Origin of the sequence: Streptomyces sp. CoH27 (genome assembly GCF_020181035.1) — a bacterium.
GTDB lineage: Bacteria > Actinomycetota > Actinomycetes > Streptomycetales > Streptomycetaceae > Streptomyces > Streptomyces camelliae.
This window is the reverse complement of sequence record NZ_JAIQYY010000011.1, coordinates 140177-156188: the sequence shown is the minus strand read 5'-3', so window position 1 is coordinate 156188 and position 16012 is coordinate 140177. Positions and strand designations below refer to the sequence as shown.

General features: G+C 73.2%; 16 protein-coding genes. 9 read left to right on the top strand and 7 right to left on the bottom strand.

The genetic code is table 11. The features are described from left to right. Positions 1 to 11: 11 nt before the first annotated feature. The gene (locus LE548_RS20065) at positions 12 to 1061 is read right to left on the bottom strand and encodes a pseudouridine synthase (RefSeq protein ID WP_225098269.1); all 1050 of its coding nucleotides are present in this window, start codon (positions 1059 to 1061) and stop codon (positions 12 to 14) included. Between the two features lie 86 nt (positions 1062 to 1147). Between LE548_RS20065 and LE548_RS20060 the strand changes: the two genes are divergently transcribed. Together LE548_RS20060 and LE548_RS20055 are read left to right on the top strand one after the other, a co-directional pair. Then, positions 1148 to 1729 (top strand): GNAT family N-acetyltransferase, encoded by a 582-nt coding sequence (locus tag LE548_RS20060; RefSeq protein WP_225098268.1) that lies wholly within the window; start codon positions 1148 to 1150, stop codon positions 1727 to 1729. Positions 1730 to 1769: 40 nt separating this feature from the next. Next, positions 1770 to 2708, top strand: coding sequence for a 5'-nucleotidase (locus LE548_RS20055; protein WP_225098441.1), 939 nt, complete (start codon positions 1770 to 1772; stop codon positions 2706 to 2708). A gap of 13 nt (positions 2709 to 2721) precedes the next feature. Here LE548_RS20055 and LE548_RS20050 read toward each other — a convergent pair whose 3' ends face one another. Continuing rightward, positions 2722 to 3567: a siderophore-interacting protein gene (locus LE548_RS20050; protein ID WP_225098267.1), complete on the bottom strand. Its 846-nt coding sequence runs from the start codon at positions 3565 to 3567 to the stop codon at positions 2722 to 2724. 113 nt (positions 3568 to 3680) lie between these two features. Beyond that, positions 3681 to 4601: a 5'-3' exonuclease H3TH domain-containing protein gene (locus tag LE548_RS20045; protein ID WP_374116140.1), complete on the bottom strand. Its 921-nt coding sequence runs from the start codon at positions 4599 to 4601 to the stop codon at positions 3681 to 3683. Between the two features lie 338 nt (positions 4602 to 4939). Between LE548_RS20045 and LE548_RS20040 the strand changes: the two genes are divergently transcribed. Continuing rightward, positions 4940 to 5512, top strand: a complete 573-nt coding sequence (locus LE548_RS20040) for a helix-turn-helix domain-containing protein (RefSeq protein ID WP_225098266.1) — start codon at positions 4940 to 4942, stop codon at positions 5510 to 5512. Continuing rightward, the gene (locus tag LE548_RS20035) at positions 5509 to 6231 is read left to right on the top strand and encodes a helical backbone metal receptor (protein ID WP_225098265.1); all 723 of its coding nucleotides are present in this window, start codon (positions 5509 to 5511) and stop codon (positions 6229 to 6231) included. The genes LE548_RS20040 and LE548_RS20035 overlap by 4 nt, the downstream gene beginning before the upstream one ends. On the opposite strand, the gene LE548_RS20030 is transcribed toward LE548_RS20035, so the two are convergent. Continuing rightward, positions 6179 to 7315, bottom strand: coding sequence for a TDT family transporter (locus LE548_RS20030; protein ID WP_225098264.1), 1137 nt, complete (start codon positions 7313 to 7315; stop codon positions 6179 to 6181). The genes LE548_RS20035 and LE548_RS20030 overlap by 53 nt on opposite strands. A 70-nt stretch (positions 7316 to 7385) precedes the next feature. Here LE548_RS20030 and LE548_RS20025 point away from each other — a divergent pair, with 70 nt between their 5' ends. Both LE548_RS20025 and LE548_RS20020 read left to right on the top strand, forming a co-directional pair. Beyond that, positions 7386 to 8309, top strand: coding sequence for a LysR family transcriptional regulator (locus LE548_RS20025; protein WP_225098263.1), 924 nt, complete (start codon positions 7386 to 7388; stop codon positions 8307 to 8309). Between the two features lie 65 nt (positions 8310 to 8374). Continuing rightward, positions 8375 to 9328: an aminoglycoside phosphotransferase family protein gene (locus LE548_RS20020; RefSeq protein ID WP_225098262.1), complete on the top strand. Its 954-nt coding sequence runs from the start codon at positions 8375 to 8377 to the stop codon at positions 9326 to 9328. A gap of 45 nt (positions 9329 to 9373) precedes the next feature. Here the strand turns inward: LE548_RS20020 and LE548_RS20015 are convergent, their stop codons facing one another. After that, complete coding sequence (locus LE548_RS20015; protein WP_225098261.1) at positions 9374 to 10063, bottom strand: gamma-glutamyl-gamma-aminobutyrate hydrolase family protein; 690 nt, start codon at positions 10061 to 10063, stop codon at positions 9374 to 9376. 53 nt (positions 10064 to 10116) lie between these two features. After that, positions 10117 to 10854: a FadR/GntR family transcriptional regulator gene (locus tag LE548_RS20010; RefSeq protein ID WP_225098260.1), complete on the bottom strand. Its 738-nt coding sequence runs from the start codon at positions 10852 to 10854 to the stop codon at positions 10117 to 10119. Between the two features lie 96 nt (positions 10855 to 10950). Here LE548_RS20010 and LE548_RS20005 point away from each other — a divergent pair, with 96 nt between their 5' ends. The 3 genes from LE548_RS20005 to LE548_RS19995 are packed head-to-tail and all read left to right on the top strand — an operon-like array spanning position 10951 to position 14485. After that, on the top strand, positions 10951 to 12309 hold the full coding sequence (locus LE548_RS20005) for a glutamine synthetase family protein (RefSeq protein WP_225098259.1): 1359 nt from the start codon (positions 10951 to 10953) through the stop codon (positions 12307 to 12309). Positions 12310 to 12332: 23 nt separating this feature from the next. Next, the gene (locus LE548_RS20000; RefSeq protein WP_225098258.1) at positions 12333 to 13706 is read left to right on the top strand and encodes an aldehyde dehydrogenase; all 1374 of its coding nucleotides are present in this window, start codon (positions 12333 to 12335) and stop codon (positions 13704 to 13706) included. Next, the gene (locus tag LE548_RS19995; RefSeq protein ID WP_225098257.1) at positions 13703 to 14485 is read left to right on the top strand and encodes a 3-oxoacyl-ACP reductase; all 783 of its coding nucleotides are present in this window, start codon (positions 13703 to 13705) and stop codon (positions 14483 to 14485) included. The genes LE548_RS20000 and LE548_RS19995 overlap by 4 nt, the downstream gene beginning before the upstream one ends. A 9-nt stretch (positions 14486 to 14494) precedes the next feature. Here LE548_RS19995 and LE548_RS19990 read toward each other — a convergent pair whose 3' ends face one another. Further along, complete coding sequence (locus LE548_RS19990) at positions 14495 to 15697, bottom strand: amino acid deaminase/aldolase (protein WP_225098256.1); 1203 nt, start codon at positions 15695 to 15697, stop codon at positions 14495 to 14497. Positions 15698 to 16012 lie beyond the last annotated feature (315 nt).

Genomic DNA, 16012 nt, shown 5'->3' with positions numbered 1-16012 from the left:
CGGGGTGCCGCTCAGGGTCCGTCCGGCGGATGCGGGTTCATCGGTGCTGCTCGCTCCCCCACGTTCTCGGCTTCGCTCGAACCCGGGGGGACCCCCCATCGCGGCGGTAGCCGCATGAGCGACACAGCCTCGCGCCCCTTCGGGGCGCTTCGGAGCTCACGCCCACTGACGAACCTGTGCTCCACCCTCGTGACCGGGTCCGTGAACTCCAGTCGTCGCGCGAGCAGTTGGAGCGGTTGCCGGAAGTCGTCGGCCGGTACCGGGGCGGTCACCACCGGGTACAGGGGATCGCCGAGGATGGGTATGCCGAGCGCATTCAGGTGCACCCGGAGCTGATGGGTCTGCCCGGTCGCCGGCACCAGCCGGTACCGGGCCAGCCCGCCCCGGTGCCCGGCCAGTTCCACATAGGTCTCGGCGTTCGGCTCGCCCTCGACCTCGCGGGCCGCCAGCACCCCGCGCTCCTTCACGATCCGGCTGCGCACGGTGCGGGGCAGGGTCAGCGCGGGGTCGTACGGCGCGACGGCCTCGTACTCCTTGCGTACCCGCCGGTCCCGGAACAGGTTCTGGTACGCGCCGCGCTCCTCGGGCCGTACGGTGAACAGCACGAGCCCCGCCGTCAGCCGGTCCAGGCGGTGCGCGGCGCTCAGGGCCGGGAGGTCCAGCTCGCGGCGCAGCCGGGCCAGCGCGGTCTCGGTGACATGCCCGCCGCGCGGTGTCGTGGCGAGGAAGTGCGGCTTGTCGGCCACGACGATGTGCGCGTCCCGGTACACCACCTCCACCGGGAACGGCACCGGCACCTCGGGGGGCAGCTCGCGGTGGAACCACACGTACATGCCCGGCTCGTACGGCGCGTCCGGCGCCACCGCCCGCCCGTCGGCGCCGACGATCAGCCCGGCGGCGAACATGCCCTCGACCGTCCCGGGCCCGGCCCCCGTGAGCCGCTCCACCAGATGCTCCCGGACGGTGGCCCACGCCCCGTCGCGGGGCAGCCGGACCCGTACGGGATCCACCCCGTCGCGCTGGGGGAGCGGGGCGGGCGGGGGCGGGGTACGGCGTCTCATCGAGGTCAAGGGTACGAGGTGCCAGGCCGGCGGGACGCCGGGAAAAGGGGTGGGCCGACGGCCGAGCGGCCGTCAGGATGTGGATCATGCCCTACCTCACGCGACCGGTCGTGCCGGCCGGAACCCTCGCCCGCACCCCCCAGCCCACCCTTCCCACCGGTGACGGCCTTCTGCTGCGCCCCTGGCAGCCGCAGGACGCGCCCGCCGTGCACGCGGCCTTCCAGGACCCGTTGATGCATCAGTGGCACATCAGGTCCTGCGACTCAGAGGAGGAGGCCGCCGGCTGGATCGGCCAGTGGCAGCAGGAATGGCGGGGCGAGCGGCAGGCCCAGTGGGCCGTCGTGGCCGCGGACGGCGATGAACTGCTGGGCCGGGTCGCGCTGCGCGACATCGTGCTCGGTGACGGCGTCGCCGAGGTCGCCTACTGGACGGTGGCACGGGCGCGCGGCCGGGGTGTCGCCGTACGGGCCACCACCGCCCTGTCCCGGTGGGCGTTCGAGGAGGTCGGCCTGCACCGCCTGGAGCTCTCGCACGCCACCGCCAACCAGGCCTCCTGCCGGGTGGCCGGGAAGGTCGGCTTCGCCCCGGAGGGCATCAAGCGCAGTGCCCTGCTCCATCCCGACGGCTGGCACGACGTGCATCTGCACGCACGCGTGCGAGGCGACTGACCGGACGTCCGAGGGGCCGGACGGTGTGAAGATGGAGGGCATGCCGCCCTACGACCTCGCGGGCCGACTCGTCGTCGGTGTCGCCTCCAGCGCTCTGTTCGATCTGCGGGAGTCGGACGCCGTCTTCCGGGAACAGGGCGAGGAGGCCTACCGGGCCTACCAGGAAGCGCATCTGGACGACACGCTGCGGCCCGGAGTGGCGTTCGCGTTCCTCCGCAGGCTGCTGTCGCTGAACGACCTCGGCGAGCCGGGCGATCCGCTCGTCGAGGTCATCATCCTCTCCCGCAACGACCCCGACACGGGCCTTCGGGTCATGCGGTCGATCCAGGCCCATGAACTGCCCATCAGCCGGGCCGTGTTCATGCAGGGCAGAGCGCCGTACGCGTTCGTCACGGCGCTGAACATGTCCCTGTTCCTGTCCGCGAACGGCGCCGACGTGCGCGAGGCGGTCGCCGCGGGCCTGCCGGCCGGGCATGTGCTCGGTTCGGCGTATGCCGACGACCCCGCCGATCCGGAGCTGCGGATCGCGTTCGACTTCGACGGGGTGCTCGCCGGTGACGCCGCCGAGCGGGTGTACCAGTCCGGCGGCCTGGAGGAGTTCCGCGCCCACGAGGCCCGCAACGCGGCGACCCCGCACGACCCCGGGCCGCTGCGCGACTTCCTCGCCGGGGTGAACCGGATCCAGCGCCGGGAGGCCGAACGGCGCGAGGCCGACCCGGACTACGTGGTCCGGGTGCACGTCTCCATCGTGACCGCGCGCAACGCCCCGGCCCACGAGCGGGCCGTGAACAGCCTCAAGCAGTGGGGTGTGCGGGTCAACGACGCCTTCTTCCTCGGCGGCATAGACAAGGGCGCGGTCATGGCGGTGCTCCGGCCGCACCTCTTCTTCGACGACCAGGTGACCCACCTGGAGAGCACGTCCCGGACCACGCCCAGCGTCCACGTCCCGTTCGGCAGGATCAACGAGACGGCACCCTGAGGGTGCGGGGCGTTCAGGCAGCCGCCGCGCCGTCCTCCTGCTCGGCCTCGATACGGGCGTTCCACTCGCGCTTGGAGGCCTGCCAGCCGTCCTCGTTGTGGCCCAGGCGCCAGTACCCGGAGATCGACAGGTCCTCGCGCGGGATCTGCTTCTCGACCCGCAGCAGCCGGCGCAGCTCCTTCACGAAGCCCGCCTCGCCGTGCACGAACGCGTGCACCCGGCCCTCGGGGAACTCCAGCCCCCGTACGGCCGCCAGCAGGGCCTCGCCGACCGGCCGGTCCCCGCGGTGCAGCCAGACGACCGCCGCGTCGGAGTCGATCTTCTGCTCCTCCTCGGGCCCGGACACCTCCACGAAGGCGTGCGCCACAGCCCCCGCGGGCAGCGTCTCCAGGGCACGGGCGATGGCGGGCAGCGCGCTCTCGTCACCGGCGAGCAGATGCCAGTCGGCCTCCGCGTCGGGGGCGTAGGCGCCGCCGGGGCCCATGAAGCGCACGGTCTCGCCGGGCCGCACCCGGGCGGCCCACGGGCCGGCCAGACCCTCGTCGCCGTGGACGACGAAGTCCAGCGTCATCTCCAGATGCTCGGGGTCCCAGGCGCGCACGGTGTACGTCCGGGTCACCGGCCACTGCTCCCGGGGGAACTCCTCGCGGATCCGCTCCAGGTCGAAGGGCTCCGGATAGGTCACGCCCGCCGGGCCGAACAGCAGCTTCACATAGTGGTCGGTGCAGGTGTTTGCCGCGAAGTCGGCCAGGCCCTCGCCGCCGAGCACCACACGCTGCATGTGCGGGGTCAGCCGCTCGGTGCGCACCACCTGGGCGGTACGGGTCTTGCGCGGCTTGCGTCCCGGGCGCTCTGCCATCACGGACCTCCTGCGAAGTGGTTAGGTTTACCTAAGTTAGCACCTCGCTCCGGTGCAACACCTCTCTTCCGGGGCCGCGGTGGGCGTGCTTTGCCGGAATATTCCGGTCGGGGTCAGGCGGCCAGCGTGGTCAGCAGCCGTTGCAGCGAGCCGCCGAGCCCCCAGCGCCCGGCCAGCCGCTCCAGCGCCTCCGGGTCGCGCGGGGCGTGCGGCAGCGCCGTGTCGACGTCCGGCAGCGGCACGTCCGCGGCCACCCGCACCACCTTCGGCGCGACCGCCACATACGGCCGGGCCTCGTCCAGTCGCTTGCGCTGCGACGGCGTGAGCTTCGCCCGCGGGTCGTCCAGCGCCGTCATGATCCCGTCCAGATCACCGAACTCGGCGAGCAGCTTGGCGGCCGTCTTCTCGCCGATCCCGGCCACGCCCGGCAGGCCGTCGCTCGGGTCGCCGCGCAGCAGTGCCAGATCCGCGTACCCCCGGCCGTCGACGCCGTACTTCTCGCGCAGCACCGCCTCGTCCGTCAGCTGGAGGGTGCCGACGCCCTTCAGCGGGTACAGCACCCGGATCCCGCGCGCGTCGTCCACCAGCTGATACAGATCGCGGTCGCCGGTGACGATGTCCACCGGGCCCTGGGCCCGCGCGGTGAACGTGCCGATCACATCGTCCGCCTCGTACTCCGCCACCCCGACCCGGGCGATCCCGATGGCGTCCAGCACGTCCTCGATGACCGGCACCTGCGGGGCCAGAGTGTCCGGCACCTCCTCCTCGTCCGGCCCCACCTCGTGCTCCTCTGCGACCCGGTGCGCCTTGTACGTCGGGATGAGGTCCACCCGCCACTGCGGGCGCCAGTCGGCGTCCATGCAGGCCACCAACTGCTCCGGCCGGTGGTCCTTGACCAGCCGGTCGATGAAGTCCAGCAGCCCGCGCACGGCGTTCACCGGCGTGCCGTCGGGAGCCTTCACGGAGTCCGGGACGCCGAAGTAGGCGCGGAAGTACAGCGATGCGGTGTCGAGCAGCATGAGTCGTCCGGTCACGCTCGCATCATGCCGCACGGCACCGACACCCACCCCGCTCGGCGACCTCGTTGTCGCGTATCCGCGTACGACAAGGATCCGGCCAATCACGGAACGTGATCTCCCTTGGTCCGAACCGGCGTTCCCGGCCCAGGTGGTCGGCATCTTCGCGGCCGACCCGGACACCCCTCCCACCTGCTCCCCGACCCCGGCATACTGGCGTGAACCGTGAGGGTGGGGACACGGGGACATGACAGGGATGTGGCAGGCGCGTGAAACGGTTTGCCGAACATGCGTAGGGTGCAGAGAAGTCATCAGGAGCGACCGAGGCACGACGAGCGAGGGAGGGAGCCGGAGCGATGGGCGACCACAAAGAGCAACAGCCCGTGCGGGTGGGCGCGGCCGTCCGCCGGCGCCGCCGCACGCTGGAACTGACCCTCGCCGTCGTGGCCGAGCGCAGCGGCCTGTCCGTGCCCTTCCTCAGCCAGGTCGAGAACGACCGGGCCCGCCCCAGCCGCGCGTCCCTGGAGAAGCTGGCCGACGCCCTGTGCACCACGGCCGTGGAGCTCCTCGCCGCCGCCGATCCGGCCGCCAGCGTGGACGTCGTCCGTGCCGACCCGTGCGCCGAGGGCGGCGGCGAGCCGCGCACCCGCTCCCTGGTCCGCGGCCACCATCAGCTGCACGCCTCCGAGTTCACCGGCGACCACGAGGCCGGCCGTGAGTTCCAGCACCGCAACGACGAGTTGATGTACGTCGCCGACGGCGCGGTGGAGATCGAGGCCGAGGGCCGCGCGTACCGCCTCGGCCGCGGCGACACCCTGTATCTGACCGGTGGGGTACGGCATCGCTGGCGGGCGACGGTGCCGGACACCCGGGTGGTCGTGGTGGCGGTGGCGGAGCACATCGAGGCAGTTCAGGACAGGTCTCGTTGAAGAGGGTCGTCTCCCTCGTCCCGTCCCTCACCGAAGCCGTCGCCTGCACCCTCCCCGGCGCCCTCGTCGGCGCCACCGACTGGTGCGCCCATCCGGCCGACCTGGAGATCACCCGGATCGGCGGTACGAAGAATCCCGGGCTCGACCGCATCCTCGCCCTCGCCCCCGACCTGGTGATCGCCAACGAGGAGGAGAACCGCGCGCCCGACCTCGACGCCCTCCGCGCGGCGGGCCTCGACGTGCTGGTCACCGAGGTGCGCGGCGTGCCGCAGGCCTTCGCCGAGCTGGCGCGGGTGCTCGGGGCGTGCGGGGCGCCGGAGCGGCCGGGCTGGCTGGCGCAGGCGGAGGCGGCCTGGGCGGCCCTGCCGGAGCCGACGGCCCGCACGAGGGCGGTCGTACCGATCTGGCGCCGGCCCTGGATGGTGCTCGGCCGGGACACCTTCGCGGGTGACGTGCTGGCCCGCCTCGGCGTGGACCACGTCTTCGCCGGCCACCCCGACCGCTACCCCCGCATCCCCCTGGAGGAGCTGCGCGCGGCGGCCCCGGACCTGGTCGTCCTGCCCGACGAGCCCTACCGCTTCACCGCCGACGACGGCCCCGAGGCCTTCCCCGGGCTGCCCTGCGCGCTGGTCAGCGGACGGCACCTGACGTGGTACGGCCCCTCGCTCACCGAAGCGCCGAGGGCGCTGGGCGAGGCCCTGCGAGCAGCTCGCCGCTGAGCAGGCCGCGTACGGTCCCGGTGGCGGCCGCCAGCCACGCGCCGACCAGGACGGTGTACAGCGCGACGGCCAGCGCGTCGTAGCACCCGAGGCCCGTGTGCCGGGCGAGGGCCGCGGCGCCGGTGACACACGTGCCCACGGGGAAGGTGAACGCCCACCACGTCATCGCGAAGCCCATTCCATGACGCCGGGCCCGCACCACATGCGCGACGGAGAGCGCCAGCCACAGCAGCGCGAAACCCATCACCGGCACCCCGTAGAGCACGGCGAGGACACCGAGACCGCGGTCGTACGGGGCCGGTACGACGCCGGGAGCCGCGTCCGCGATCTTGGCGAGCGCGGTCGTGGACTGCCCGAGCGGGCCCAGGACCAGGAACAGGGTCGGGGTGAGCGCGAGCGGCAGCGGACCGCGGGTGACCAGCCGGGCGAAGACGAGCGCCAGCATCAGCAGCGTCATGATCAGGCTCAGTCCGAACATCGCGAAGCAGGCCAGCAGCAAGGTCTCGCGGGGCTGCCCCGCCGGCAGATGCGGCACGAGCAGCGGACCGAGCGCGGCCGACACCATCGGCGCGACCAGCGGCAGCAGCCACACCGGGGTCGCCGCCACCGGCTCGGCGCGGTGGCGTACGGCCATCAGGTACGGCACGGCCACGGTGGCCGTGAGCCCGACCGCCGTACCGGCGCTGAACAGCACGGTGTCCAGCGCGACCGCCGTCCCCGTGCCGAGCAGGGGCAGCCCGGCGGTCATGGCACCGGCTCCGACCGCCAGCAGGGCCATGGACAGACAGCCGTAGAAGGGCGCCATGGCCGGGTCGAGGAGGTGGGCACGGGCCTGGTCGCGGTGGTGGACCCAGTGCAGGGTGCGGGCGGTGAGCAGCGCCGTCAGCGCGATCAGGGACAGCGCCCAGACCCCGGCGAGCACACCGCTCGGCACCGCCCCGTGTCCGGGCAGCGCGACACCGGCCGAGCCGACGATGGCGGTGCCCATGACTGCGGCGTACCAGTTCGGACCGAGGTGCCGTACCCGGGCGGCGCGCCGGAGGGAGGGGGCGGGGGAGGGGGCGGGATGGGCTGCGATGACCATGCCCTGACGATCCCGCCAGGATCAGGGGCTGACCAGGGAGTTCGTTTCTATCAGGGCATAAGCTGGTCTTATGAGTGAGGTGGAGGGGCAGTACGAGCGCACGGCATCCCTGGCGCACCGGGTGCCGGATCTGGCCGCACTGGAGCTGCTGCTGGCGGTGGCGCGGCTGGGGAGCCTCGGCGCGGCCGCACGCGAGGTCGGCATCACCCAGCCCGCCGCCAGCAGCCGGATCCGCTCGATGGAACGGCAGCTGGGGGTGGCCCTGGTCGACCGCTCGCCGCGCGGTTCCCGGCTCACCGACGCCGGGGCGCTGGTGACGGACTGGGCGCGCCGGGTGGTGGAGGCGGCGGCCGCCTTCGACGCGGGGGCGCGGGCGCTGCGGGACCGGCGGGACTCACGCCTCAGGGTCGCGGCGAGCATGACCATCGCCGAGTATCTGCTGCCCGGCTGGCTCCTCGCACTGCACGCCGAGCGACCCGACACGGCGGTGTCCCTGCTCGCCGGCAACTCGACAAAGGTTGCGGAACTGCTGCTGTCCGGCGAGGCGGACCTCGGCTTCGTGGAAGGCCTGAACGTGCCGACCGGCCTGGACTCCACGGTCATCGCCCGCGACCGCCTGATCGTCGTCACGGCCCCCGGCCACCCCTGGGCCCGCCGCCGGCGCCCCCTCACGGCGCAGGAGCTGGCGGCCACCCCGCTGATCCTGCGCGAGCGCGGCTCCGGTACCCGCCAGGTCCTGGACGCGGCCCTCGGCGGCCTCGCCCGCCCCCTGATCGAACTGTCCTCGACCACAGCGGTCAAGGCATCAGCGGTCAGCGGAGCGGGCCCCTCCGTCCTCAGCGAGCTGGCGGTGGGGGAGGAACTGGCGATGCGGCGGCTGGTCAGCATCCCGGTGGAGGGTGTTTCGCTGCGGCGCGATCTGAGGGCGGTGTGGCCCACCGGGCATCGACCGGCGGGGCCCGCACGGGAGTTGTTGTCGCTGACGCGGGGGTGACGGGCATGGCAACCCCCTGAAAATCCGCTCGCCGGCCACCCCGCCACCCCGGCACCATGGCCCGCATGACCCACACCGCCCCGCCCGCCGCAGGCGTCCGCACGCCCTGGGAAGCGCTCCCGCCCGCCGTCCGGCACGCCGTGGGCGAGACGCTCGGTGCGCCGGTCGTGCGGTGGCAGACACAGCGCGGCGGCTTCTCACCCGGCGTCGCCGCGCGCGTGCGCACCGCGGCGGGCGGCACCGGGTTCGTCAAGGCGGTGAGCGCCGAGGCCAACCCGCACAGCCCCGGCCTGCATCGCCGGGAGGCACGCAACGCCGCCGCGCTCCCGGTCACCGTCCCCGCACCCCGGCTGCTGGGGACGTACGACGACGGCACCTGGGTGGCGCTGGTCTTCGAGGAAGTGGCCGGACGCCAGCCCCATGTGCCCTGGCAGCCCGACGAGCTGCGCCGGGTGCTCGACGCCGTGACCGTGCTCGCCCGCACCGGCACCCCGTGCCCGCTCGACGTTCCGCCCGTCGCCGAGGATCTGGCGGAGAGCTTCAGCGGCTGGCGCCGGCTCCTCGACGGCGAGGCCGGCGACGTACGCGACCGGCTCGGCGCGTGGACCGCCGACCACCTGGCCGATCTCGCCGCCCTGGAGGCCCGCTGGCCCGAGGATGCCGCGGGGGACACGCTGGCCCACGCCGACCTGCGCGCGGACAACGTCCTGCTCACGGCCGACGGCGGGGTCGTCTTCGTGGACTGGCCGCACGCGCTGCGGGCCGCGCCCTGGTTCGACCTGCTCGTCATGCTGCCCTGCGTGCGGGCGCAGGGCGGACCCGACCCCGAGCAGGTGTTCACCAGCCACCCCCTGGGCCGGGACGCCGACCCGGACGCGGTGACCGCCACGCTGGCCGCCCTCACCGGCTACTTCCTGCGCAGCTCCCTGGACCCGGCCCCGCCCGGCCTGCCCACCCTGCGCCCCTTCCAGCGCGCCCAGGGAGACGCGGCGCTGGCCTGGCTCCGACAGCGGCTGTGACACGGCGCCGGGGCCGCTCCGCCCGGCCCGGGGCAGTGCCCCGGCTCAGCCCGCGGCAGCGACGAGGGCCCGCATCACCCGCAGGTCCTCACCCATCTCCGGATGCCACTGCACGCCGAGCACCCACCCCTCGGCCGGCGGCAGTTCCACCGCCTCGACCGTGCCGTCCGACGCGTACGCTGAGGGGACCAGGCCCCGGCCGAGGCGGTCGACCGCCTGGTGGTGGTAGGCCGGTACGGCGGTCTCCTCCGGGACGATGCCCGCGTACCGCGTGCCCGGCACCGGCTTGACCGGATGGCGGCCGAAGACCCCGACCACCTCCGCGTGCCCGTCGAGATGCTGGACGAGCGTGCCGCCGAGGGCGACGTTCAGCAGCTGCATGCCCCGGCAGATCCCCAGCAGCGGCACCCCGGCCGTCAGCGCCGCGTCGATCAGCGCCAGCTCCCAGGCGTCCCGGTCCGGCGCGGGCGGACCCGTGCGGGGCTCGCGCTCGGCGCCGTACCGGGCCGGGTCCACGTCCGGGCCGCCGGCGACGACCAGCCCGTCCAGCCGGGCCACCGTCTGCGCCGCGCGCTCGGGCGCGTCCGGCGGCAGCATCGCGGCCAGTCCGCCGGCCCGCTGCACCAGTCGTGGATAGCCGACCGGCAGCAGCGCCGCGTCCAGCTCCCACACGCCCCAGCGCGTGCCGGACTCCAGATACGTGCTGATGCCGATCAGTGGTCGAACGGTCGTCATGCCACCCTCCCCGGAATTCAAAGGTTCATATCCATACCTTTACAAGAGCGCGCTCAGGCGAGGAAGCCCCGCAGCAGGGCCGCCGTACCCGCGCAGTGCTCGCGCATCATCTCCCGCGCCCCGTCCGCGTCCCCGTCCAGCACGGCCTCCACCAGCGCGGTGTGCTGCCGCTGGGAGTGCTCCAGATTTCGCACCAGCAGCGGGATGCAGTCGAGCAGGTCGTTGACCGTGGCCCGGACCGCCGCGTACTGCGCCGTCAGGGAGGGCGAGCCGCACAGCTCGGCCAGCGTCAGGTGCAACAGCGTGTCCAGGCGCCGGTAGTCGGCGAGCGGGGCGTCGTGGGTGCGGGCCAGCGCCTCGCGCAGCCGGCCCGCCTGCTCGTCGTCGAGCCCGTGCGCCGCGCACAGCCCGGCCGCGCCCACCTCCAGCACCTCGCGGAAGCGCAGCACGTCCTCGATGTCCACCTCGGCGATCCGCCGCCGCAGCTCGTCCTCGCCGCCGGCGTCCGCGCGCGGCAGCACGAACGTTCCGCCGTACCGCCCGCGCCGCGCCTCCACCAGCCCCTGGTCCTGGAGCACCTTCAGCACCTCGCGCAGCGTCACCCGGCTGATGCCGAGCCGCTCCGCCAGCTCCCGCTCGGCCGGCAGCCGCTCCCCGCCCCGCACCAGACCGAGCCGCACGACCTGGAGGATCTGCTCCAGCGCCTCCTCGAAGCCGTTGCCCGCACGCACCGGCCGCAGCACCGGAGCGAGCCGGTCACCGACCCCCTGAGTGTCACTCTCCCGGGACATCCGGCCGTATCCCCTTCCCAAGCAATGGTTCTGAGTAATACCTTATGGCTCCCGGCTCGGCCGAAAAAGCGCGAAGGCGCCGAAGGAGGCTCTCCCGTGGCAGACCGCACACCCCCGCTCGGCGTCGAGGAACTGCACGCCCTTGTCGCGAGCGGTGAGATCGACACTGTCGTCCTGGCCTTCCCCGACATGCAAGGGCGCCTCCAGGGCAAGCGGTTCGCCGCCCGCTTCTTCCTCGACGAGGTCCTGCACCACGGCACCGAGGGCTGCAACTACCTCCTCGCCGTCGACACCGAGATGAACACCGTCGACGGCTACGCGATGTCCTCCTGGGAGCGCGGCTACGGCGACTTCGCCATGCACCCCGACCTCGGCACCCTGCGCCGTATCCCCTGGCACCCCGGCACCGCCCTGCTCGTCGCCGACCTCGCCTGGAACGACGGCACCCCGGTCGTCGCCGCGCCCCGCCAGATCCTGCGCCGCCAGCTGGAGCGGCTCGCCGAGCTCGGCTACACCGCCCAGGTCGGCACCGAGCTGGAGTTCATCGTCTTCAAGGACAGCTACGAGGCGGCCTGGGACGCGGGCTACAAAGGACTCACGCCCGCCAACCAGTACAACATCGACTACTCCATCCTCGGCACCGGCCGCATCGAGCCCCTGCTGCGCCGGCTGCGCAACGACATGGCCGGCGCCGGCCTCACCGTCGAGTCCGCCAAGGGCGAGTGCAACCCCGGCCAGCACGAGATCGCCTTCCGCTACGACGAGGCCCTCGTCACCTGTGACCAGCACGCCCTGTACAAGACGGGCGCCAAGGAGATCGCCGCCCAGGAGGGCGTCTCGATCACCTTCATGGCCAAGTACAACGAGCGCGAGGGCAACTCCTGCCACATCCACCTCTCGCTCGCCGACGCCGACGGCAACAACGCCATGGCCGACGGCGACGGCATGTCCGACGTCATGCGGCACTTCCTCGCCGGACAGCTCGCCGCCCTGCGCGACTTCTCCCTCCTCTACGCCCCCAACATCAACTCCTACAAGCGGTTCCAGCCCGGCTCCTTCGCGCCCACCGCCGTCGCCTGGGGCCACGACAACCGCACCTGTGCGCTGCGCGTGGTCGGCCACGGCCGCTCCCTGCGCTTCGAGAACCGCCTGCCCGGCGGCGACGTCAACCCGTACCTCGCGGTCGCCGGTCTCGTCGCGGCCGGCCTGTACGGCATCGAGCAGAAGCTGGAACTCCCCGAACCCTGCCCCGGCAACGCCTACACCGCGGACTTCGAGCACGTCCCGACCACCCTGCGCGAGGCCGCCGAGTTGTGGGAGAACAGCCCCGTCGCCAAGGCCGCCTTCGGCGACGAGGTCGTGGCCCACTACCGCAACATGGCGCGCGTCGAGCTGGAGGCCTTCGACGCCGCGGTCACCGACTGGGAGCTGCGCCGCTCCTTCGAACGCCTGTGAACCAGCCTGTGAAAGGTCGATTCGTGTCCGACTCAGACGAGTTGAAGGTCCTCAACCCCGCCACGGAAGAGGTCGTCGCCACCGTCCCCGCCGCGAGCGAGGAGGACGTGGCCGCCGCCGTCGTACGCGCCGTACGCGCCCAGACCCGGTGGGCCGCCCTCGCCCCCGCCGACCGGGCCCGGCTGCTGCGCCGCTTCGCCGACACCGTCGACGCCCACATCGAGGAACTGGCCCGGCTGGAGGTCCGCGAGGCGGGCCACACCGTCGGCAACGCCCGCTGGGAGGCCGGCAACGCCCGTGACCTGCTGCTGTACGCGGCGGGCGGCGCCGAACGCCTCCTCGGCAAGCAGATCCCGGTCCCGGGCGGCTGGGACGTCACCTTCCAGGAACCCCTCGGCGTGGTCGGCGTGATCGCCCCCTGGAACTTCCCGATGCCCATCGCCGCCTGGGGCTCCTTCCCGGCGCTCGCGGCCGGCAACGCGGTGGTCCTCAAGCCCGCCGAGACCACCCCGCTGACGGCTCTGCGCCTCGCCGAACTCGCCCTGGAGGCAGGGCTGCCCGAGCATGTCTTCCAGGTCCTCCCCGGCCACGGCCACACCGCCGGCCGTGCCCTGGTGGACCACCCGGACGTCGCCAAGATCGTGTTCACCGGCTCCACCCGCACCGGCCGCGAGGTCATGGAGCGCTGCGCGAAGCTCGTGAAGCCGGTCACCCTGGAACTCGGCGGCAAGAGCCCCAACGTCGTCTTCGCCGACGCCGACCTGAAGACCGCCCTCGACCCGTTCTCCTTCCTGGACAACTCCGGCCAGGACTGCTGCGCCCGCACCCGCGTCCTGGTCCAGGAGACGGTGCTGGAGGAGGCCCGGGACTTCCTCGCCGACGCACTGGCCGCCGTGGTCGTGGGCGACCCCGCTGACGAGAAGACCCAGATGGGCCCGTTGATCTCCCGTCAGCAGCTGGAGCGCGTACGGTCGTACGTCCCCGACGACGCCCCCGCCCTGCGCGGCAGCGCCCCCGACGGCCCCGGCTTCTGGTTCCCGCCGACGGTCCTGACCGGGGAGCGGCACGACAGCGCGGCGGCGTGCGAGGAGATCTTCGGCCCGGTCGCCGTCCTCCTCCCCTTCACCGACGAGGCCGACGCGATCCGCCTCGCGGGCGCCACCCCCTACGGCCTGTCCGGCTCGATCTGGACCCGGGACCTCGGCCGCGCCCTGCGCGTGTCCCAGGCCGTCCGGGCCGGCAACCTGTCCGTCAACTCCCACTCCAGCGTCCGCTACTGGACCCCGTTCGGCGGCTTCAAGCAGTCCGGCCTCGGCCGTGAACTCGGCCCCGACGCCCTGACCGCCTTCACCGAGACCAAGAACGTCTTCATCAGCACGGAGGGCCCCGCACAGTGACCGAAGACATCATCTGCCGCCGCCTGGCCGGCCGCACCGCCGTCGTCACCGGAGCCGGCAGCGGCATCGGCCTCGCCACCGCCCGCCGGCTCGCCTCCGAGGGTGCCCACGTCGTCTGCGCGGACGTCGACGAGGCCCGCGGCAAGGCCGTCGCCGACGAGGTCGGCGGACTCTTCGTGAAGGTCGACGTCACCGACCCCGAGCAGGTCGAAGCGCTGTTCAAGACGGCGCACGACACCTACGGCAGCGTCGACATCGCCTTCAACAACGCGGGCATCTCCCCGCCGGACGACGACTCCATCCTGGAGACCGGCCTGGAGGCCTGGAAGCGGGTGCAGGAGGTCAACCTCACCTCCGTGTACCTGTGCTGCAAGGCCGTGATCCCCTACATGCGCCGCCAGGGCAAGGGCTCCATCATCAACACCGCGTCCTTCGTGGCGAGGATGGGCGCGGCCACGAGCCAGATCTCGTACACCGCCTCCAAGGGCGGCGTGCTCGCCATGTCCCGCGAGCTGGGCGTGCAGTTCGCCCGGGAGGGGATCAGGGTCAACGCCCTGTGCCCCGGCCCGGTCAACACCCCTCTCCTGCAGGAGCTGTTCGCCAAGGACCCCGAGCGGGCCGCCCGCCGCCTGGTGCACATCCCGGTCGGCCGGTTCGCCGAGGCCGAGGAGATCGCCGCCGCCGTCGCCTTCCTGGCCAGCGACGACTCCTCCTTCGTCAACGCCTCCGACTTCCTGGTGGACGGGGGAATCGCGGGCGCGTACGTCACGCCCCTGTAGGCCGGCCGGTCAGAGGAAGGTCTGCCCCTCACCCCGGTAGGTGGGCACGGTCGCGGTGACCGTGTCCCCCTCGATCAGGTGCAGGGCCTCGAACCGCTCGCACAGCTCGCCCGCCTTGGCGTGCCGGAACCACACCTTGTCACCGATGAGGAGGTCGTCGGCGGGCGAGCCGAGCAGCGGGGTCTGCACCTCACCCGGGCCCTCCTGCGGGTCGTACGCCAGGCCCTGCGGCAGATACGGCACCGGCAGCCGGTCGGGACCGGCGGCACCGGAGGCCGGATACCCGCCGCCGAGCACCGTGACGACCCCGACCCCCGGGCGCCGTACGACGGGCTGGGCGAAGAGGGCCGCGGGCCGCCCGGTGAAGGACGTGTAGTTGTCGAACAGCCGCGGTACATACAGCCCCGAACCGGCCGCGATCTCCGTCACCGCCCCCTCGGCCGCGGTGTGCTGCACACTGCCCGTGCCGCCGCCGTTGACGAACTCCAGGTCGGGGACGACGGCCCGCACCGCGCGCACCGCGGCCGACCGCCGCTCGGCCAGCTCCCGGCGGGCCGCCGCCTGCATGAGCCGGACCGCCCGGGACCGCAGCGGCCGCCCGGCGACCGCGTCCCCGACCCCCGCGATGTGCCCCTCGTACCCCATGATCCCCACCAGCCGGAAACCCGGCCGCCGGGCCACCGAGCGTGCCACGTCGGCGAGTTGGGCGGGGGAGTGCAGCGGGGAGCGCCGGGCCCCGACCCGCACCCGGCCGCCGAGCAGCTTCAGCGCGGTGTCCAACTCCAGGCAGACACGGACGACTTCACGTCCACCCTCACGGGCCGCGTCGATGAGGTCGAGCTGGGCGACGTCGTCCACCATCACGGTGACCGCGCCGGCGAGCTTGGGATCGGCGGCCAGCTCCGCGAAGCCGGACCGGTCGGCGGACGGATACGCCAGCAGAATGTCGTCGAATCCGGACCGCGCGAGCCACAGCGACTCGGCCAGGGTGAACGACATGATGCCCTGGAAGCCGTCCTTGGCCAGGACCCGTTCCAGCAGGGCCCGGCAGCGAACCGACTTGCTGGCGACCCGGACCGGCTTCCCGGCGGCCCGGCGGACCAGATCCTCCGCGTTGGCGTCGAAGGCGTCCAGGTCCACGATCGCGAGGGGGGCGTCGAGATGGGCGGTGGCCCGGTCGTAACGGGCCCGGTCAGCGGCGAGCGCAGTCATGACGGAAGCCTGCCAGACAGAATTACCGCAGGGTAGGGGGACGTTCCGGGCAGATGCCCCGGCCGCGCGGACTGGTTCTGATTCTCCGACGGACAACCCGTAGAGTGACGCGCACGTACGACGGAACGCGCCCGCCCGCTTCACCTGAACCGGGATGCCGGTCCGGCCGTACGGGTATGCGTGCCCGGACGGAGCTTTGCGCACCGGGCGCGGCCGAGCAGCACGGCGGCCCACGTACGCGACGACGGCCCGGGCACGAGGAAACGGGGGGTGCATGAGCACGGAAGCCCGCCACGCCCCGATCCCACCACGCCC